Source organism: Paenibacillus sp. JCM 9796, assembly GCF_055379675.1.
Genome location: NZ_AP043723.1, coordinates 3,281,367 through 3,300,790, shown reverse-complemented (window position 1 = coordinate 3,300,790; position 19,424 = coordinate 3,281,367). Strand labels below are relative to the sequence as shown.

Here is a 19,424-nt window from a genome sequence, read left to right as displayed (position 1 = left end):
TGCAATGTTCTATTGTCTCACATTCGATTTCGTGGTATTCTATTACTACTTTGCAATTCAAAAAAATCGGCTAAATGTAACACCAGATGTGAGGTTTTTGCCGTGATAGCCCAGAAGATATGCGCTCATTGTGTGGACGTGGGCACATTTATTTTTTTATTATTGCCCTGTTGAGTCTATCTTCCAGTGGATTGAGAAAGCGCCGAACACCTCATTTATGCAGTATAAATGTATATTTATTCATTTGTTTCTGCCGCTCGGTTGTCCGCTTTCTTTTTCAATGCATGACAAGCCTTCTTATTCAGAACGAATGCTGGCAACAAAATTAATGGGAGGTGAAGGTCAGCCTGCTGACCACGAGAATGAACCAAGTAATGCGCGATGAGGGCCGCTTTCAGAATTTGCTCGCTACGGAACATGACAGCTGCGGTATCATTTGTATTGTAGAGAAAGACGGGTATCCATCCCGCGATAACATTCAAAAGACGATCGACGCTCTCGTTAAAATGGAGCACCGCTCCGGGTTTATTAACGGTGAAGGCGACGGTTGCGGGATTTTGACCGATATTCCCCGCGCACTGTGGGAAAAGAAGCTGACGGATGCCGGTTTGGACGGCAAGCTCGCTTACGATGAACGTTTCTCCGTCGGTCATATCTTCGTTCCGCGTAAGTTGGACATTTCTGTTGCCGATATGCAGAAGGGCATCCGCGAATTGTTCGCGCAATTCCAAGTAAACATCTTGCTCGAGCAAGAAAATCAAGTGGACAGCAGCGTGCTCGGTCCGAACGGCCGTAACGACGAGCCAACCTTCTGGCAAATCGCCGGACTTTGCGACAAGCAGGAAGTGAAGGTCGCCGATCAATTGTTCGAACTTCACGTAGCGATCGAAGCCAAGTATAACGTGCACGTCGCCACGCTCAGCAACGTGACGGCCGCCTATAAAGTGATGGGCGCGGCCAGCATTCTTCCCAAATATTATAACGACACTCGCGACCCGCTGTTCGCGGCGCAAGTAACGATCGGACACAACCGGTATTCGACTAATACGCAATCCAGCTTCTTCCGCGTGCAGCCGTTCTCGCTTCTCGGGCACAACGGCGAGATCAACACGGTGAAGAAGATGCGTCTGGAAGCCGACATGGTCGGTGTTCCGCTCGTAGACGGCGGCTCCGACTCCCAGGACATGAACCGGACGATTGAAACGTTCATTCACCGTTCCGGCATCAGCTTGTTCGAGGCGATGGAAATCGTATTCCCTCCGATCTTGAACGAGATGAAGCAGTTCCGTCCGGAAATGCAGGATCTGTATGTTTATTATCGCCAAGCATGGGGCCACTATGCTCAAGGGCCGGCCGGCATCGTATCGCGTTACGGCAACGAGTGCATTTTCAGCGTAGACGCGCTCGGTCTTCGTCCGGTATGGATGGTCGAAAGCGACACGTCCCTCTATTTCTCTTCCGAGCAAGGCGTAATTACGGTCGGCGAAATGGTGGCCGAGCCGAAGCCGATCGCCCCGGGCGAGAAAATCGGCGTCGTCCTGACGCCGGGCGAGCATGTGCAGGTGATTCCTTACCATGAAGTGCAGAGCATTGTCTTGGAACGCGCTAAACAACGCATCGGCTTTGAAGGCCTTCGCAAACATTTGAATAACGAAATTCCGGCTGTCGAAGCTGAGCAATCCGCCGACGTTACGCCTACCGATTCGCTGTACAGCGCCTTCGGCTGGGATCGCGACGGGATCCAGATGATCGAATCGACCGCCGAAACCGGCGCGGAGCCGATCCGTTCCCTGGGTCATGACAGCCCTCATGCGGCGCTGGCTTGGGAGCGCGTGAACATTCCCGATTATATTAAAGAGAGCGTCGCGGTTGTCACCAACCCGGCGATTGACCGTGACCGCGAGATGGAGCATTTCTCCACGCGCATCGTCGTTGGTCCCCGTCCGAAAGTATACGGACAGCCGGATAGCCGCCTGCGCATGGAGTTGCTGTATCCGGTCGTGCTGGAAGGCAGCAACGGCGTAGATTCTCTTACCGAGCTGAAGCAGCCTAGCTTCGAGCAATTAAAGGCAATGTTCGCAGCGCAAGGCGGCAATGCCGTAGCGACGCTGTCGACGACATTCGCCCGCGGCACCTCGCTGCAAGCCGCATTGGATCAGCTTGCCGCTGATGCCGTAACCGCCGTTAAGAACGGCGCAGCCTTGCTTATCCTGGACGACAGCCAGGCGCATCAGAACAACCGCCTGTGGATGGATCCGCACCTTGCGGTATCCAGGGTCGATATCGCGCTTCGCGGCGAGAAGCTCGGCTATGGCGACAACCTTCGCCGCCAGACGACGCTTGTGCTGCGCAGCGCCGCGATTCGCAGCCTGCATGACATCGCCGTAGCCTGTGGACTCGGTGCGGATGTATTGTCTCCTTATTTGATGTTCGCGACGGCATCCGCCAAGAACGGTGCGCCGGCCGCTCGCAAAGTATTCACCGCTTTGATGAAAGGTCTGGAGAAAGTCATCTCCACGATCGGTACGCATGAGCTGCGCGGTTACACCCGTTTCTTCTCGTCGATCGGCTTGAAGCCGGAACTGGCGGAAGTGCTCGACATCGTCAACTACTTGGGCAGCGACAAAGCAGGCACCGGCTTTGCCGAGCTTGAAGCGGACGCCGAAGCCCGTTACAACGATTTCGCCAACCCGAAAGCGAAAGCGGCGAAGAACTTCCGTTTCTTCCAGCGCATGTGGAAAGCGCTCGGCGACGCAGCCTCCGGCGCGGCGCCTTACAGCGACTACCGTGACAAGCTTCGCGAAGAAGAGAAGAAAAATCCGATTTCCATCCGTCACGTTGCGGATTTCGATATGGAGAAAGCATACGCCGAAGGGCGCAAGCCGCTGGATCCTTCGCAAGTCAACATCGGCATCGGCGGCCACGATCTGCCGATCCTGATCTCGTCCATGTCGTTCGGCTCACAGAACGAAACAGCCTTCCGCGCTTACGCGGAAGCGGGCGAGCGACTGAACATGGTTACCATGAACGGCGAGGGCGGCGAGATCAAGGATATGCTCGGACGTTACAAACGGACGCGCGGCGCGCAAGTCGCATCCGGACGCTTCGGTGTGAACGTTGAGCTCGCGAACGCCGTAGCGTTCCTTGAGATTAAAATCGGCCAGGGCGCGAAGCCGGGCGAAGGCGGTCACCTGCCGGGCTCCAAAGTAACGGCCAAAATCGCTCTTGCCCGTAATGCAACCATCGGTTCCGACCTGATTTCGCCGTCCAACAACCACGATATTTACTCGATCGAGGATTTGGCGCAAATCATCTCCGAGCTGAAGGAAGCAAGCGGCCGCAAAGCGAAAATTATCGTCAAAATTCCTGTCGTTCCGGGTGTCGGCACGATCGCTGTCGGCGTTGCGAAAGCAGGCGCAGACGTCATTACGTTGTCCGGCTTCGACGGCGGTACGGGCGCGGCCCGGATTCACTCGATCACACACGTCGGCTTGCCGACCGAAATCGGTACGAAGCTGGCGCACCTCGCCTTGATCGACGCCGGTCTTCGCCACCAGGTGGAATTGTGGTCGGACGGCGGTATGAAATCCGGTGTGGACGTGGTCAAAATGTTCATGCTCGGCGCCAACCGCGTCGGCTTCGGTTCCATCGCGATGCAATCGATCGGTTGTACGACTTGCCGCGGCTGTCATCTCGACACCTGTCATGTCGGTATCGCCACACAAATCGATTCGCTTGAGGAAGCCGAAGAGAAAGGCCTGCGCCGCTTCGTTCCTCGCGTATACGAAACGGCGGTTGAATCGCTCATTCGTCTGTTCGGCGGCATCGGCGAAGAAATTCGCGAAATCGTCGCACAGCTCGGCTTCAAAGACGCTCAAGAGCTGGTCGGCCGTTCCGACCTGCTGAAACAAGTAAGCCATCTGGATCGCATCGATCTGTCCGATCTGCTTCGTCCGGCTCCGCTCTCCTTCGCTGCTGCGCAAGAAGCGCGAGCGCAAGTGGCGGCTGCGGTATCGTCCGATATCCGTATCGCGGCAGGCGCAGAAGGACTCGACTTGTTCCCGGAATCCGTCTCCTTCGACGCTCCGGTGAACCGCACTTGGAGCAACATCGATGCCGAATCCCGGATTCTCGGCAGCCGTTATGCGAGCCATCGCGTACGCGACCGTTTCGACGGAAGCTACGACGAACTGCCTCCGGTCAACATCGCGATTACGGAAGGCTCCGTACCGGGTAACGGTTTGGGCGCCTTCAACGCTCGCGGAGTCGACATTACGGTACACGGCGGTGCGGAAGACGGCGTAGGCAAAATGGCGCTCGGCGGTAAAGTCGCCATCCTGAAAGCACCGGGCAAGCACAACCAATTCATCAACGGTTCCGTCGGTAAATCGTTCGGATACGGCGCGCAAAGCGGCTTGTTCCTGATTCAAGGCAATGCGGACACCCGTGCCTGCATCCGGTTCTCCGGCGCCGACGTTGTCTTCGGCGGAGAAATTACGACGCCGTTGAAAGACGAGCTCGGCGGTCTTGCCGCCCGCGCCAACCTGAAAGGCTTTGCGTTCGAGTACATGACCAACGGCCGCGCCGTCGTCATGGGCGATCCGGGTCCTTGGATTTGCGCAGGGATGACCGGCGGCGTGATTTACCAGCGCCTCGTGCCGGAGATGGGTCTCGATGAAGCTGCGATCGAACGTCGTATTGCCAAAGGCGCGAAAGTAAAAATCGAACCAATCGGCCCACAAAGCATCAAAGATTTGAACGAGCTGCTCGGCGCTTACCGCACTGAGCTGGCGAACTCCGGTCAAACGGAAGCCGCGGCGAAGGTGGATCATTTGCTGAACAACCTGGAAACAAGCTTCGTTCGTATCGCACCAGTCGGTTTACAAGCCGATCAATCGGTCGCAACAGAATAGGACGTTGCCATAACCCTATCCATCCCTCAGGCTATGAAAGCTGAGGGATTTTTTTTATAACACAAAAAAGCAGGGAGCTCGAAACCGTCACCACGGTTCAAACTTCCTGCTTGTTTACTTTTACTGCACCCGCTTGCTTCGGCAAATCCCTTTGCCGTCGCTTGTGTCTACGCCTTAGCCGCACGGAAAGCGTCGATGTACTGCGCGGCCTTCTTCGCCACGAGGCTGTAGTCGCCCGCCTTCACCGCATCGCTCGTCAAATCCGAGCCGATGCCGACAGCAACAGCGCCGGCTTTAATCCATTCACCGAGGTTGCTCAATGAAACGCCTCCTGTCGGCATAATATTCGCCTGCGGCAGCGGTCCCTTGATGGCCTTGATCATCCCCGGGGAGTATAAGTTGCCCGGGAATAGTTTCACGACATCAACACCCAGCTCAAGCGCCTGCTGGATCTCTTGGATCGTCATAACGCCAGGCATCACCGGTACGCGGTACCGATTGCACAGTGTCACCGTATCCGGGTTGAACGACGGACCGACAACAAACTCCGAACCGCTCAAGATGGCGACGCGCGCGGTTTCCGGATCAAGCACCGTACCGACGCCGATAATCGCGTATTTGGACGGGTCGCTTGTCGTGCTCGAATACGTTTTGGCCAGCTTCTCAATCGCTTGCAGCGCGAACGGAACGGTCATCGTTACCTCGATCACCTTAATGCCTCCGGCGATCGCCTGCTCGGCCATTTCCACCACTTCATCCGGCGTATCGCCGCGAAGCACCGCGACGACGCCTCCTTCTACGATTTGCTGCAGCAGTTTAATTTTTTTCATCTGGAGTCTCCGTCCTTCAAATTTCGTTCCCTATAGTTTCGTTCTTTATAGGCTTCCTGCTTACGGTTAAGCTTCGTTCTCCCGACTTGCCGTTCTACCTACCGTTCCACATGCTTCTCATTGTTCAAGAACGCTTCGACCTGCTCCCAGGTCGGAATCCCTTCCCAGTCGCCCTCGTTCTGAACGACCATACAACCGATCAGGTTTCCGAGCCGCACTGCTTCGGCCAAGCTGTAATTTTTCAGCAGCCCGGCGATAAATCCGGCGCAAAAGCCGTCGCCCGCGCCCACAGTGTCGACGATACGCTCGGCTTTGAAATATGGCACTTCCGTCACGCTCGTCTTATCGACGATATACGTGACGTCTTCGCCGCCTTTGACGATCGACACGCCCGGCAGCTCGCGCAGCTTGCCGATAATTTCGTCAAAGCTTTCCGTCGCATACAGCAGCTTTAACTCATCAAGCCCCGGCAAAAAGTAATCCGCTTCCTGCGCCATCTCCAGCAATGCGCCACGGGCTTCTTCCAGCGACCACAGCTTCAAGCGCAAATTCGGGTCGAAGCATACCTTCACGCCATTCTTCTTGGCGAGGCGAACCGATTCTTTCAGGGTCTCGCGGGCACTTTCGCTCAAAGCCATCGTAATTCCCGTGACGTGTAAATACTGGGCTTGGCTGATATACGATTCGTCCAACTGCTCCGGCTTCATCAGGCTGGCCGCCGAGCCTTTGCGGTAGTAGTATACCGACGTTTTGCCGGAAATGATTTCGCGCAGCATCAGCCCTGTCGGCGCTTCTGTCGTCAGCTCGGCACGCGACACGTCGACGCCCTCGCCGCGGATTTTCTTCACAATCATCCGGCCGAGCGGGTCTTTGCCGAGCCGGCCGAACCAGCCAACGCGATGTCCGAGCCTGGCTACGCCGATCGCGACATTGCTTTCCGCACCGCCGAACAACGATTGGAAGTGAGAGGAATATTCGATGCCTTTAACGTCTTCCGGCAGCATTAAGGCCATCGTTTCTCCGAATGTGACAATTTCCGGCACAAACATTTGTTCTTGTTGGGTAGACCTGTTCATATTCATTATCTTGTCATCCATCCTCCGTCCACGCACAATATGTGACCGCTCATATAATTAGACGCTTTCGAGGCAAGGAAGACGACAGGCCCTTCCATATCTTCTGCCGTTCCCCAACGCCCAGCCGGAATTCGAACCAGAATTTGCGCGCTCCGCTCTTCATCCGCACGCAGCGCCACGGTATTGTCAGTCGACATGTAACCGGGGGCAATCGCGTTCACTTGAACGCCTTTGCTGGCCCATTCGTTCGCCAGCGCTTTGGTTACACCGGCAATCGCATGCTTGGATGCGGTATATCCCGGTACGTTGATACCGCCCTGGAAGCTTAGCATCGACGCGATATTAATAATTTTGCCCGAACCCTGCTTGATCATCTCGCGGCCGACGAGCTGGGAAAGGAAGAATGCCGCATTCAGGTTCAAATTCAACACGTCGTGCCAATCGCTCGCAGCGTGGTCGGCTGCCGGCGTACGACGGACAATTCCCGAATTGTTCACCAATATATCGATTTTGCCGAACACGGATAGCGTTTCTTGAACGATGCCTTCGAGCGCGCTTTCATCCATCAGATTAGCGACGATCGTGTGTACCTTGCGGCCCATGGCCTCGATCTGCTGCTGCACTTCGCGTGAACGATCGTTGCTGGTCACAATCGCAACATCTGCTCCCGCCTTCGCCAAGCCGAGCGAGATACCTCCGCCCAAGCCTACGGCGCCTCCGGTCACCAAGGCTACTTTTCCCGTCAAATCAAACAAACTGCTCACCACTCGCCACTCCCTGTTTAAACGTTTAAATTTTTATCTTTATAAAGCTCCTTCCGGAGCCCTTGCTTGACCTTATTATACGTGAAATCAGGGTATTTTGCCAGACTCGCGCCATAAAAAATCAGCCTTTCCCGAACAGGCCGTACAGCAAATGATACGTCGCCCGAATGCCTTCAGGCTCCCTGTAACGTTCCACGTATGCTTTCTCCATGGCCGCGAGCAGCTTACGGCTAATTCCGCCGCCACCCGCCGGCTCTTGATTGGCATTGCCTGCGCCTGTTTTCTTCACGCTGTACAAGAAGCTGCGAACGTCGCGGAAATGCAGCTCGTACATCGTCTCTTCGCCATTAAACGCACGTGTGACCTCCTCCGAAGCGCCATCCAGCAGCGACTCCCAATCGCTCAAGCTGAGAAAATGCTGCCCTCGCCGCCGCCCCGCCGCCTGAAGCGATTCCGCCGCTGCCGTAAACGAATCGTGCAGCTCGTGAAACGTTCGCGGTCCGAACGTCGCGAACGCAAGGACTCCCTCCGGCTTCAGCATACGAAGCCAAGCCCGCATCGTATCAGCAGGCTCGTTGAACCATTGGACCGTCGCGCTCGAAACGATCAAATCTGCCTGTTCCGGGAGCCGGAGTTCTCTGAAATGCTCCGCTGTCAGCCCTTCCGCATCCGCCGATACCACGACCAGTCTACCCGCCTCCGCTTCCGCCGAACAGCGCTCCAGCGTCAGCCTTACCATTTGCGGCGCAAGATCGACCGCATACACGCGGGCCTTAGGAAACCGTGTCAACAGCGAAGCAGTCAATCTGCCGGTGCCGCAGCCTATTTCCAGGATATGTCCTACCCGATCCGGGGAAATTCGCTGTTCGATCAGCTCCAATAACCGCTCTCCCATGCCGATTTGTACAAGCGCATTCCGGTCGTAGTCGTCCGCATAGCGATCGAAGTGACGTTTCACCCGGTTTTTATCCACCCTTATCGTTGTCATTCAGAAATCCCCTCAACCGCTCATAAAATGCTGCCTGTTGCGTCAAGAATGGAGCATGCCCCGCTCTCATAACTACCCGTTCCAAGCCATCCGCGTCCTCCGGCATGGCCCCGATCGGACACACAGGATCGTACTCCCCGTGTATCCAGAGCACGCGCAGGGAGCCGGCTGCCAGCCGCGGGAGCAGCTCGTCGGACCATGCTTCCCGTACCGTCGCCGCGGCCAGATAGGAAAGGCCCGCCTGCAGCCCTTCCGCCGACATATCCGTATCCGGCTGCAGCAGCCGCTCCGGGGCGCTCCCTTCCTCCCGTTCCGCTTCCGTAAACATCGAAGCGGCAAACTGTCGAAGCACGTCTTCCGGTTGTGTACGGAGTCTCGCCTGCATCCGCTCCAGCACTCGCAGAGGCCACCCTCGGGAGCGATCAGCATCCGTGAACTGCAGGGTCGCCCCGATCAAGACAAGTTTCCTTAATTCCGAATGCGCCCCCGGCTTACAATCGCTTCCGCCATCCGAATCACGATAGCGACGGGTTAGCCAATCCAGCAGCAGCAAGCCGCCCATCGACCAGGCAACCACTGCCTCGGGCCGCAGCTCCGCTATCCGATGCTCGAGTGCTTCGAATAAGGAGGATACGTCCCGGCATCCGGCGTATGAGAATTCGTGATGAGACCATTCGGTATCTTTCGCTAGCCGTCCCGATATCGGCTTCCATACATGAGGGGACATACCCCAACCATGAATCCACAAGACGCGCCGATCACGTCTTTCCGCCGAATCCATCCTCATGCCCCTCCCGCCTGTTCACGGCATTTTACGATTTGATTGGCCGCCCATCTCAAATCCTCGTCCCGGTGTCCCGCCATGATCGTAAAACGTATCCGGGCTGTCCCCTCCGGGACGCTAGGCGGACGAATCGCCACAGCGGCAATGCCGGCCAGCTGCAGACGCTCCGCCATACGCAATGTCTCCTCGTTCCCGCCGATGATAACAGGAACAATGTGGCATTCGCTTTGCCCCGTATCCAGCCCGTGCTGCCGCAGTATCGATCGAAACATCGCCGCCTTCTCCTGCAGCACCCGTCGGCGCCAGCTTTCCTGCCGCACACGCCGCCACTGTCTACGAATCGTGGCTACAAGGTCCGGCGGGAGGGCTGTCGTATAAATGAAGCTGCGCGCCGCATTCACCAGATAGGACTTCAACAGGTGTTCGCCGGCTACATAGGCGCCGTAAACGCCGTACGCTTTGCTGAACGTGCCCATTTGCACCTCCACCTGCCCGGAGAGCCCAAGCGCGTGTACCAGACCCTGGCCTTCCTCGCCGTACAAACCGCCGCTGTGCGCCTCATCAACCATCAGCATAGCGCCGTAACGGTCCTTCAGCCAAACGAGCTCGCACAGCGGCGCCACCGTTCCGTCCATACTGAAGATCGAATCGGTGACGATCAGCTTTTTCCGGCCTGCCGGGGTGCTCCGCAGCATCGTCTCCAGCTGATCCAGATCGCGATGCCGGTATCGCTTATGCTCGGCGCGGCTAAGCACGATCCCATCGACAAGGCTCGCGTGGTTCAGCCGATCGCCGAACACGACGTCATGACGTCCGACAAGCGCCGGGATCACGCCGACATTAGCCAAGTATCCGCTGCCGAACAACAAACAGCTCTCCGTTCCTTTGTAAGCCGCAAATTCTTCTTCGAACGCCGTATACTCCGGATGATTGCCGACAATTAACCGCGAGGCGGTCGATCCCGTACTTCTGCGGGCTCTCTCCGTCTCCCGGCCATCCGACGCAGCGCTCTGCTCCGGTTCATGTAGATCGTCGCCTTCGCTTCCCAGACTCAAGTAGTCGTTGGAGGCGAGATTCAGCATCCGGACTCCGTTCCTCCGCAGCCAACCTGTCTCCAGCGGCTCACATTCCGCTAAAGTGCGCAAGCGCCCTTGTTCCTCGTAAGAAGCCAGTTCCTTTTGCATCCATTCCAACGCCGCTCTGCTCATTCGGGCGATCCCTACAGGGCACACAGCTCGATCTCGAACCCGAGATCTTCAATCATCTGATGGTCGGCCGTCGCTTCTTGGCCTTCCGTCGTTAAGTAATCGCCCACAAACACCGAATTGGCTGCATACAGCCCTAATGCTTGCAGCGAACGCAAATTCACTTCCCGTCCACCGGCTACCCGAATCTCTTTCGCAGGATTTATAAAACGCATCAATGCCAATACCTTCAAGCATTTACGCGGATTCAGTTCCCGGGTGTCCGCAAGCGGCGTACCCGGGATCGGATTCAAAAAGTTGATCGGGATCGAATCCGCATCGAGCTCACGCAGCGCGTAAGCCATCTCCACGATCTCCTCGTTCGATTCCCCCATCCCGATAATACAGCCGGAACACGGCGACATGCCAGCCCCTTTCGCCTTCTCCACCGTATCTACACGATCGTCATATGTATGAGTTGTCGTAATATTGGCGAAATTTTGCTTGCTCGTGTTTAAATTGTGGTTGTAGCGGTCCACCCCGGCCTCTTTCAGCCGCAATGCCTGCTCCTCGCTCAAAATCCCTAAACAGGCGCATATCTTCATCGGCATCTCGGACTTAATTTCTCGAACCGCTTCGACCACCTGATCCAGTTCCTTACCCGTCGGCCCTCGTCCGCTAGCGACAATACAATAGGTCCCGACCTTCAGCTCCATCGCTTTGCGTGCGCCGTCTACAAGGGTCTTCTTATCCAGCAGCGGATATTTCGTTATCCCGGCCTTCGACACGATGGATTGCGAGCAATAACCGCAGTCTTCGGGACATAATCCGCTCTTGGCGTTAATGATCAAATTCAGCTTCACCTTTTTTCCGTAGAAATGCCGCCTTACCCTAAAAGCAGCCTGCATCATCGCTAGCAGCTCGTCATCATCCGCCTCCAGTACGGATAAGCCTTCCTCCATCGTCAGCAGCTCGCCCCGAATCGCCTTATCGGCCAGTTCGTTCCAATCCGTTTGTACCTGTATCATTTCGATATCCCCTCAACATTCGAATTCTTAACAACCTTAAACCATCGGTTCCCCTTCAAAAAAGCGCCCGATTTCGTTCCAGCGCAAACGCTCCTCTAATAGCTCGGTCCACACGTGCCGCCATTTACCCCATTCGATCGGGTTCGAAAGCATTCGCTCCATCGGCATCCACGGCAGCGTCGCCCACACGGAGGTGCCGCCGAACCTTTCAATCATGCGAACGTTGTCCACCAGCGATGTATCGTTCTCTTCCTCATATCCGTTGAGTATCACCCCGGCTACATCCAAGCCGCGGCTTCGGGCACACTCGATCGTCATCAGCGTGTGATTGACCGTCCCGAGCGTGGCGCGGGCCACAATGAGCAGCGGGAGCCCCAGCGCCAGCGCCAAATCCGCAACCGTACGGTCCCCGGTTAGTGGAACTAACAAGCCGCCAGCCCCTTCCACCAGCAGCGGTCCGCCTTCCGTCATTCGCCTCCGTCCTTCCGACTCAAGCGCGGCCCATCCAATCGTCTTTCCTTCCCGTTCTGCGGCTACCCAAGGCGCCAAAGGCTCCCGCAAGGTAATCGTGACTGTCTCCGGCTCCGTTTGCGGCAATCCGCTCCCGTACGCGAGCCGAAAGCTATCGGCATCCGGATCGCCCAGTTGTACCCCGGATTGCACCGGCTTCCAAATTTCTACTGGGCTCGGAAGTCCCCCGAGCTTTCGGAACGTATAGGCTGCCAGGGCCGCCGTCACCCATGTCTTTCCTACATTCGTGTCCGTACCTGTTACAAAAAGACCTTTTCTCATCCTGTACTCCATTCACTTACGTTAACCTTTAATTTTAATTTAAGGTTAACGTTAATACTAAACGTATTGTACACTGCCCTTTCCCCGGAATCAAGGAAAATCGTTCCACAGTGTTCGGCATCCCCTTACATGGGTCCAACTTGAATCGGTCTTGATGCCAAACGCGGAACTTAAGGTACAATAAAGCAAGTAACCATGAAAACAATAAAAAACTCCACCAAATTAGCGTTAACTAATTTGGTGGAGTTGGTTATCCGATCATTTACAACGTTTATGATTCGTAACGCTTATAATAAGCGATGTTGATGAAATGGCGTCCCAGGAGGGATTCGAACCCCCGACCGACGGCTTAGAAGGCCGTTGCTCTATCCAGCTGAGCTACTGGAACTTGATGGAGCGGGTGATGGGAATCGAACCCACGCTACCAGCTTGGAAGGCTGGAGTTCTACCATTGAACTACACCCGCTTAAATGAATGGTCGGGACGACACGATTCGAACATGCGACCCCCTGGTCCCAAACCAGGTGCTCTACCAAGCTGAGCTACGTCCCGATAGTTTAAGTGCCGGTAGAGGGACTTGAACCCCCACGGTTTCCCTCACGATTTTGAGTCGCGCGCGTCTGCCAATTCCGCCATACCGGCAAGTCTAGATGGAGCGGAAGACGGGATTCGAACCCGCGACCCTCGCCTTGGCAAGGCGATGCTCTACCCCTGAGCCACTTCCGCATAATAATCACAACTGAGATCAATTAAAACATGAAACATCTTTCGAATCAAGTACGAGGTTGTGACTGATTCGTTTATGGAGCGGAAGACGGGATTCGAACCCGCGACCCTCGCCTTGGCAAGGCGATGCTCTACCCCTGAGCCACTTCCGCATACCTAATAAGTGAAACAAAATGGTGAGCCATGTAGGACTCGAACCTACGACACCCTGATTAAAAGTCAGGTGCTCTACCAACTGAGCTAATGGCTCTTACAGCTACCCAAAGAAATCAATAAACTGGGGATCTAGGATTCGAACCTAGGCATGACGGAGTCAAAGTCCGTTGCCTTACCGCTTGGCTAATCCCCAATATGTAGTGGGGCGATCGAAGGGAATTGAACCCTCGAATGTCGGAGCCACAATCCGATGCGTTAGCCACTTCGCCACGACCGCCACAGGCTAAAAACTACTGGTGCCGTCGAGAGGAATCGAACCTCCGACCTACGCATTACGAGTGCGTTGCTCTACCGCTGAGCTACGACGGCGCAAAACAAAATTTCGGTTATCATCGAGCTATCCGATGTACCGATTATATTATAGTTCAGACTATGCTTAACAAATAATGGCGGAGCCGACGGGATTCGAACCCGCGGTCTCCTGCGTGACAGGCAGGCATGTTAGGCCTCTACACCACGGCTCCACACTAAGTTATTCGCTCTCGAGGTTCATACCTCGAAAGAAAATTGGTTGCGGGGGCAGGATTTGAACCTGCGGCCTTCGGGTTATGAGCCCGACGAGCTACCGGGCTGCTCCACCCCGCGTCATTAAACAAAAAGCAATCATGGTGGAGGCTGACGGGATCGAACCGCCGACCCTCTGCTTGTAAGGCAGATGCTCTCCCAGCTGAGCTAAGCCTCCATGCTGGTGACCCGTAGGGGATTCGAACCCCTGTTACCTCCGTGAAAGGGAGGTGTCTTAACCCCTTGACCAACGGGCCTTGCGAATACTTATTCTGCAGTTCTACGGAGAGAGAGGGATTCGAACCCTCGAGACGCTTGTGACGCCTACACGATTTCCAATCGTGCTCCTTCGGCCAACTCGGACACCTCTCCAAAATAAGAGTGGCTCCCCGAACAGGACTCGAACCTGTGACAACTCGATTAACAGTCGAGTGCTCTACCAACTGAGCTATCAGGGAATGTTATCGAATGGAGTCATGGTGTCATGCATCCGCTTGGCGACGTTCTACTCTCCCAGGACCCTGCGGTCCAAGTACCATCGACGCTGGAAGGCTTAACGTTCGTGTTCGGGATGGGTACGCGTGGTTCCCTTCCGCCATCATCACCAAACGGATGTTGATGCTTCTGCCGCGAAACATCAGATCTTGCCATTCAAGGCGGCTTGCACCTTGAAAACTGGATACGAAACTTAGCATGCTGAATGCTTTGACTTCACAATAGTGAAAATCTTTTTGGATAAGCCCTCGACCGATTAGTATTCGTCAGCTCCACACGTTGCCGCGCTTCCACCCCGAACCTATCAACCTCGTCGTCTACAAGGGGTCTTACGAATTGGGAAATCTCATCTTGAGGGGGGCTTCACGCTTAGATGCTTTCAGCGCTTATCCCGTCCGTACTTGGCTATCCAGCCGTGCTCCTGGCGGAACAACTGGTACACCAGCGGTACGTCCATCCCGGTCCTCTCGTACTAAGGACAGCTCCTCTCAAATTTCCTGCGCCCACGACAGATAGGGACCGAACTGTCTCACGACGTTCTGAACCCAGCTCGCGTACCGCTTTAATGGGCGAACAGCCCAACCCTTGGGACCTACTTCAGCCCCAGGATGCGATGAGCCGACATCGAGGTGCCAAACCTCCCCGTCGATGTGGACTCTTGGGGGAGATAAGCCTGTTATCCCCAGGGTAGCTTTTATCCGTTGAGCGATGGCCCTTCCATGCGGTACCACCGGATCACTAAGCCCGACTTTCGTCCCTGCTCGACCTGTTTGTCTCGCAGTCAAGCTCCCTTATGCCTTTGCACTCTTCGAATGATTTCCAACCATTCTGAGGGAACCTTGGGGCGCCTCCGTTACTCTTTAGGAGGCGACCGCCCCAGTCAAACTGCCCACCTGACACTGTCCCCGTACCGGTTCACGGTACCAGGTTAGAACTCCGATACGATCAGGGTGGTATCCCAACGGCGCCTCCACCCACGCTGGCGCGCAGGCTTCCCAGGCTCCCACCTATCCTGTACAGATCGTACCAAAGTCCAATATCAAGCTGCAGTAAAGCTCCATGGGGTCTTTCCGTCTTGTCGCGGGTAACCTGCATCTTCACAGGTATTAAAATTTCACCGGATCTCTCGTCGAGACAGCGCCCAAGTCGTTACGCCATTCGTGCGGGTCAGAATTTACCTGACAAGGAATTTCGCTACCTTAGGACCGTTATAGTTACGGCCGCCGTTTACTGGGGCTTCGGTTCACAGCTTCGGGTTGCCCCTAACCGCTCCCCTTAACCTTCCAGCACCGGGCAGGCGTCAGCCCGTATACTTCGCCTTGCGGCTTCGCACAGACCTGTGTTTTTGCTAAACAGTCGCTTGGGCCTTTTCACTGCGGCCCCCTCGGGCTATTCACCCTACCGAGGCACCCCTTCTCCCGAAGTTACGGGGTCATTTTGCCGAGTTCCTTAACGAGAGTTCTTCCGAGCGCCTTAGCATGCTCTGCTCGCCTACCTGTGTCGGTTTGCGGTACGGGCACCTTCTCCCTGGCTAGAGGCTTTTCTTGGCAGCCTGAACTCATGACCTTCGGTACTTAAATTTCCCTCCCCATCACAGCCCAGCCTTACGGTGTGCGGATTTGCCTGCACACCAGCCTCACTGCTTGGACGAGCATCCATCAGCTCGCGTCACTATCCTTCTGCGTCACCCCATTGCTCATAACGGTTCACGGTGGTACAGGAATTTCAACCTGTTGTCCTTCGACTACGCCTTTCGGCCTCGCCTTAGGTCCCGACTTACCCTGAGCGGACGAACCTTCCTCAGGAACCCTTAGGCTTACGGCGGATCAGATTCTCACTGATCTTTTCGTTACTCATACCGGCATTCTCACTTGTATGCAGTCCACCAGTCCTCACGATCCAGCTTCTACCCGCATACAACGCTCCCCTACCCCAGCGCAAGTAATTGCGCTCGTCATAGCTTCGGTGGTGTGTTTAGCCCCGTTACATTTTCGGCGCAGAGTCACTCGACCAGTGAGCTATTACGCACTCTTTCAATGATGGCTGCTTCTAAGCCAACATCCTGGTTGTCTGTGCAACTCCACATCCTTTCCCACTTAACACACACTTGGGGACCTTAGCTGATGATCTGGGCTGTTTCCCTCTTGACAATGGATCTTAGCACTCACTGTCTGACTCCCGGGATAACGTCTGTGGCATTCAGAGTTTGACTGGACTTGGTAACCCTTGGCGGGCCCCGCACCCAATCAGTGCTTTACCTCCACGACGCATCTCCCGAGGCTAGCCCTAAAGCTATTTCGGGGAGAACCAGCTATCTCCGAGTTCGATTGGAATTTCTCCGCTACCCCCACCTCATCCCCGAATTTTTCAACATTCGTGGGTTCGGGCCTCCAGTGCGTGTTACCGCACCTTCACCCTGGACAGGGGTAGATCACACGGTTTCGGGTCTACGCCTACAAACTATTTCGCCCTATTCAGACTCGCTTTCGCTGCGGCTACGGCTTCTCACCTTAACCTTGCTTGCAAACGTAACTCGCCGGTTCATTCTACAAAAGGCACGCCATCACCCATGAACGGGCTCTGACTTCTTGTAAGCACACGGTTTCAGGTTCTTTTTCACTCCGCTCCCGCGGTTCTTTTCACCTTTCCCTCACGGTACTGCTTCACTATCGGTCACCAGGGAGTATTTAGCCTTGGCAGATGGTCCTGCCGGATTCAGACGGGGTTTCACGTGTCCCGCCCTACTCAGGATACGCCTAGGGTGTTCGCAGACTTTTGGTTACGGGGCTTTTACCCTCTATGGCCGGCCTTTCCAGACCTGTTCGCCTAATCTGCTGCACCCATGACGGCGTCCTACAACCCCAAGGAGCAAGCTCCTTGGTTTGGGCTAATCCGCTTTCGCTCGCCGCTACTGACGGAATCACTTTTGTTTTCTTTTCCTGAGGGTACTTAGATGTTTCAGTTCCCCTCGTATGCCTCCTATGCAGCTATGTATTCACTGCATGGTACGTGAGTATTACCTCACGCGGGTTCCCCCATTCGGACATCCCCGGATCAATGCCTGCTTACGGCTCCCCGAGGCGTTATCGTTGTTCGCCACGTCCTTCTTCGGCTCCTGGTGCCTAGGCATCCTCCGTGTGCTCTTTATAGCTTATCCAGCTATCACTTGTACGACCGAAGTCGCACCGGATTTTGTTTCAGCATTGTTGCTTTGTTTCGTTTATCCAGTTTTCAAGGAACAAACTTTACTGAAAGGCTATTGCGCCTTTCAAAACTAAACATCGAAGTGAGTGCTTCTGTTACAGCAGTGGTGCTGCTGTAGATTTGTCCGATGACCTACAGTCATCATGGACTCCATAGAAAGGAGGTGATCCAGCCGCACCTTCCGATACGGCTACCTTGTTACGACTTCACCCCAATCATCTACCCCACCTTCGGCGGCTGGCTCCTTGCGGTTACCCCACCGACTTCGGGTGTTGTAAACTCTCGTGGTGTGACGGGCGGTGTGTACAAGACCCGGGAACGTATTCACCGCGGCATGCTGATCCGCGATTACTAGCAATTCCGACTTCATGCAGGCGAGTTGCAGCCTGCAATCCGAACTGAGACCGGCTTCTAAGGATTCGCTCCATCTCGCGACTTCGCTTCCCGTTGTACCGGCCATTGTAGTACGTGTGTAGCCCAGGTCATAAGGGGCATGATGATTTGACGTCATCCCCACCTTCCTCCGGTTTGTCACCGGCAGTCAACTTAGAGTGCCCAACTTAAGTGCTGGCAACTAAGTTCAAGGGTTGCGCTCGTTGCGGGACTTAACCCAACATCTCACGACACGAGCTGACGACAACCATGCACCACCTGTCTCCTCTGCCCCGAAGGGAAGGTACATCTCTGTACCGGTCAGAGGGATGTCAAGACCTGGTAAGGTTCTTCGCGTTGCTTCGAATTAAACCACATACTCCACTGCTTGTGCGGGTCCCCGTCAATTCCTTTGAGTTTCACTCTTGCGAGCGTACTCCCCAGGCGGAGTGCTTATTGTGTTTACTTCGGCACCAAGGGTATCGAAACCCCTAACACCTAGCACTCATCGTTTACGGCGTGGACTACCAGGGTATCTAATCCTGTTTGCTCCCCACGCTTTCGCGCCTCAGCGTCAGTTACAGTCCAGAAAGCCGCCTTCGCCACTGGTGTTCCTCCACATCTCTACGCATTTCACCGCTACACGTGGAATTCCGCTTTCCTCTCCTGCACTCAAGTCTCCCAGTTTTCAGTGCGAACCGGGGTTGAGCCCCGGGCTTAAACACCAAACTTAAAAGACCGCCTGCGCGCGCTTTACGCCCAATAATTCCGGACAACGCTTGCCCCCTACGTATTACCGCGGCTGCTGGCACGTAGTTAGCCGGGGCTTTCTTCTCAAGTACCGTCACCCTCAGAGCAGTTACTCTCCGAGGCGTTCTTCCTTGGCAACAGAGCTTTACGATCCGAAAACCTTCATCACTCACGCGGCGTTGCTCCGTCAGGCTTGCGCCCATTGCGGAAGATTCCCTACTGCTGCCTCCCGTAGGAGTCTGGGCCGTGTCTCAGTCCCAGTGTGGCCGATCACCCTCTCAGGTCGGCTACGCATCGTCGCCTTGGTGGGCCATTACCCCACCAACTAGCTAATGCGCCGCAGGCCCATCCGTAAGCCACAGGTTGCCCCGTGTTTCATGATTCCCCCATGCGGTGAAACCAGCTATCCGGTCTTAGCTACCGTTTCCGGTAGTTATCCCGATCTTACAGGCAGGTTGCCTACGTGTTACTCACCCGTCCGCCGCTAACCTATCCCGAAGGATAAGTCCGCTCGACTTGCATGTATTAGGCACGCCGCCAGCGTTCGTCCTGAGCCAGGATCAAACTCTCCATTAATGTAGAAAGCTGACTTGCTCATTGTTGAAGCTAGCTGAGATATCGCTATCTCTTATTTAAAGCACTCACTCGATGTTCAGTTTTCAAAGGGCAATTTTGAAGTTCGACAATAGTCAACCTTCCGTCGTTTTTTCGACTTGTTTTTACAAACTCGTCAAAAGCGACCTTTATAATATATCATATCCATTCAGGCGATTGCAAGTCTTTTTTTTAAAAAAACTT

9 protein-coding genes, 16 tRNA genes and 3 rRNA genes are annotated in these 19,424 nt (G+C 55.1%); 1 reads left to right on the top strand and 27 read right to left on the bottom strand.

The window, feature by feature from the left end:
- Nucleotides 1–362 precede the first annotated feature (362 nt).
- Entirely contained in the window at nucleotides 363–4,913 is a 4,551-nt protein-coding gene (locus tag ACZ439_RS15915; RefSeq protein ID WP_464619891.1) for a glutamate synthase-related protein, read from the top strand.
- A 167-nt stretch (nucleotides 4,914–5,080) separates the two neighbouring features.
- Here ACZ439_RS15915 and ACZ439_RS15910 read toward each other — a convergent pair whose 3' ends face one another.
- The 27 genes from ACZ439_RS15910 to ACZ439_RS15780 all read right to left on the bottom strand — a co-directional run bounded on the left by ACZ439_RS15910 (nucleotide 5,081) and on the right by ACZ439_RS15780 (nucleotide 19,202).
- Nucleotides 5,081–5,743 carry a bifunctional 2-keto-4-hydroxyglutarate aldolase/2-keto-3-deoxy-6-phosphogluconate aldolase gene (locus tag ACZ439_RS15910; protein WP_127610024.1) on the bottom strand — a complete coding sequence of 221 codons (663 nt, stop codon included), beginning with the start codon at nucleotides 5,741–5,743 and terminating at the stop codon, nucleotides 5,081–5,083.
- Between the two features lie 98 nt (nucleotides 5,744–5,841).
- A complete protein-coding gene (locus tag ACZ439_RS15905) occupies nucleotides 5,842–6,819 on the bottom strand; it encodes a sugar kinase (protein ID WP_127610040.1) in 978 nt (325 codons plus the stop codon).
- A gap of 5 nt (nucleotides 6,820–6,824) precedes the next feature.
- On the bottom strand, nucleotides 6,825–7,583 hold the full coding sequence (gene kduD / locus ACZ439_RS15900; RefSeq protein ID WP_054798023.1) for a 2-dehydro-3-deoxy-D-gluconate 5-dehydrogenase KduD: 759 nt from the start codon (nucleotides 7,581–7,583) through the stop codon (nucleotides 6,825–6,827).
- Between the two features lie 121 nt (nucleotides 7,584–7,704).
- Nucleotides 7,705–8,571 (bottom strand): malonyl-ACP O-methyltransferase BioC, encoded by an 867-nt coding sequence (bioC, locus tag ACZ439_RS15895; protein ID WP_464619890.1) that lies wholly within the window; start codon nucleotides 8,569–8,571, stop codon nucleotides 7,705–7,707.
- Complete coding sequence (locus ACZ439_RS15890) at nucleotides 8,549–9,352, bottom strand: alpha/beta fold hydrolase (protein ID WP_054798021.1); 804 nt, start codon at nucleotides 9,350–9,352, stop codon at nucleotides 8,549–8,551. The genes bioC and ACZ439_RS15890 overlap by 23 nt, the downstream gene beginning before the upstream one ends.
- Nucleotides 9,353–9,354: 2 nt before the next feature.
- Entirely contained in the window at nucleotides 9,355–10,563 is a 1,209-nt protein-coding gene (gene bioF, locus ACZ439_RS15885) for an 8-amino-7-oxononanoate synthase (protein WP_054798020.1), read from the bottom strand.
- An 11-nt stretch (nucleotides 10,564–10,574) separates the two neighbouring features.
- A complete protein-coding gene (gene bioB / locus ACZ439_RS15880) occupies nucleotides 10,575–11,567 on the bottom strand; it encodes a biotin synthase BioB (RefSeq protein ID WP_430103750.1) in 993 nt (330 codons plus the stop codon).
- A 36-nt stretch (nucleotides 11,568–11,603) separates the two neighbouring features.
- The gene (gene bioD, locus ACZ439_RS15875) at nucleotides 11,604–12,359 is read right to left on the bottom strand and encodes a dethiobiotin synthase (protein ID WP_127610036.1); all 756 of its coding nucleotides are present in this window, start codon (nucleotides 12,357–12,359) and stop codon (nucleotides 11,604–11,606) included.
- A gap of 311 nt (nucleotides 12,360–12,670) precedes the next feature.
- Nucleotides 12,671–12,747 (bottom strand) — tRNA-Arg (locus ACZ439_RS15870).
- Nucleotides 12,748–12,751: 4 nt separating this feature from the next.
- Nucleotides 12,752–12,825 (bottom strand) — tRNA-Gly (locus tag ACZ439_RS15865).
- 9 nt (nucleotides 12,826–12,834) lie between these two features.
- Nucleotides 12,835–12,911: transfer RNA gene (locus ACZ439_RS15860), tRNA-Pro, on the bottom strand.
- Between the two features lie 10 nt (nucleotides 12,912–12,921).
- A tRNA-Leu gene (locus tag ACZ439_RS15855) sits at nucleotides 12,922–13,001 on the bottom strand.
- A 9-nt stretch (nucleotides 13,002–13,010) separates the two neighbouring features.
- A tRNA-Gly gene (locus ACZ439_RS15850) sits at nucleotides 13,011–13,085 on the bottom strand.
- 77 nt (nucleotides 13,086–13,162) lie between these two features.
- A tRNA-Gly gene (locus ACZ439_RS15845) sits at nucleotides 13,163–13,237 on the bottom strand.
- A gap of 22 nt (nucleotides 13,238–13,259) precedes the next feature.
- A tRNA-Lys gene (locus tag ACZ439_RS15840) sits at nucleotides 13,260–13,335 on the bottom strand.
- A gap of 27 nt (nucleotides 13,336–13,362) precedes the next feature.
- A tRNA-Gln gene (locus ACZ439_RS15835) sits at nucleotides 13,363–13,434 on the bottom strand.
- 8 nt (nucleotides 13,435–13,442) lie between these two features.
- Nucleotides 13,443–13,518 (bottom strand) — tRNA-His (locus ACZ439_RS15830).
- 17 nt (nucleotides 13,519–13,535) lie between these two features.
- Nucleotides 13,536–13,610, bottom strand: a tRNA-Thr gene (locus ACZ439_RS15825).
- A 78-nt stretch (nucleotides 13,611–13,688) separates the two neighbouring features.
- Nucleotides 13,689–13,765, bottom strand: a tRNA-Asp gene (locus ACZ439_RS15820).
- 44 nt (nucleotides 13,766–13,809) lie between these two features.
- Nucleotides 13,810–13,886, bottom strand: a tRNA-Met gene (locus ACZ439_RS15815).
- A 21-nt stretch (nucleotides 13,887–13,907) separates the two neighbouring features.
- Nucleotides 13,908–13,983: transfer RNA gene (locus tag ACZ439_RS15810), tRNA-Val, on the bottom strand.
- Nucleotides 13,984–13,987: 4 nt separating this feature from the next.
- Nucleotides 13,988–14,062: transfer RNA gene (locus ACZ439_RS15805), tRNA-Glu, on the bottom strand.
- Nucleotides 14,063–14,088: 26 nt separating this feature from the next.
- Nucleotides 14,089–14,177: transfer RNA gene (locus ACZ439_RS15800), tRNA-Ser, on the bottom strand.
- A 10-nt stretch (nucleotides 14,178–14,187) separates the two neighbouring features.
- Nucleotides 14,188–14,263: transfer RNA gene (locus tag ACZ439_RS15795), tRNA-Asn, on the bottom strand.
- Nucleotides 14,264–14,297: 34 nt separating this feature from the next.
- A 5S ribosomal RNA gene (rrf, locus tag ACZ439_RS15790) occupies nucleotides 14,298–14,414 on the bottom strand.
- Between the two features lie 122 nt (nucleotides 14,415–14,536).
- Nucleotides 14,537–17,457 (bottom strand): 23S ribosomal RNA (locus ACZ439_RS15785).
- A 203-nt stretch (nucleotides 17,458–17,660) separates the two neighbouring features.
- Nucleotides 17,661–19,202 (bottom strand): 16S ribosomal RNA (locus ACZ439_RS15780).
- Together the 16S, 23S and 5S rRNA genes with 16 tRNA genes alongside form the textbook arrangement of a ribosomal RNA operon.
- Between the last annotated feature and the right edge of the window lie 222 nt (nucleotides 19,203–19,424).

Excerpts from the sequence above, each read along its gene's own strand:
- ACZ439_RS15915 (WP_464619891.1), top strand. The coding sequence starts at position 363 with ATGAACCAAGTAATGCGCGATGAGGGCCGCTTTCAGAATTTGCTCGCT.
- ACZ439_RS15910 (WP_127610024.1), bottom strand. The coding sequence starts at position 5,743 with ATGAAAAAAATTAAACTGCTGCAGCAAATCGTAGAAGGAGGCGTCGTC.
- ACZ439_RS15905 (WP_127610040.1), bottom strand. The coding sequence starts at position 6,819 with ATGAACAGGTCTACCCAACAAGAACAAATGTTTGTGCCGGAAATTGTC.
- bioC (WP_464619890.1), bottom strand. The coding sequence starts at position 8,571 with ATGACAACGATAAGGGTGGATAAAAACCGGGTGAAACGTCACTTCGAT.
- ACZ439_RS15890 (WP_054798021.1), bottom strand. The coding sequence starts at position 9,352 with ATGGATTCGGCGGAAAGACGTGATCGGCGCGTCTTGTGGATTCATGGT.
- bioF (WP_054798020.1), bottom strand. The coding sequence starts at position 10,563 with ATGAGCAGAGCGGCGTTGGAATGGATGCAAAAGGAACTGGCTTCTTAC.
- bioB (WP_430103750.1), bottom strand. The coding sequence starts at position 11,567 with ATGATACAGGTACAAACGGATTGGAACGAACTGGCCGATAAGGCGATT.
- bioD (WP_127610036.1), bottom strand. The coding sequence starts at position 12,359 with ATGAGAAAAGGTCTTTTTGTAACAGGTACGGACACGAATGTAGGAAAG.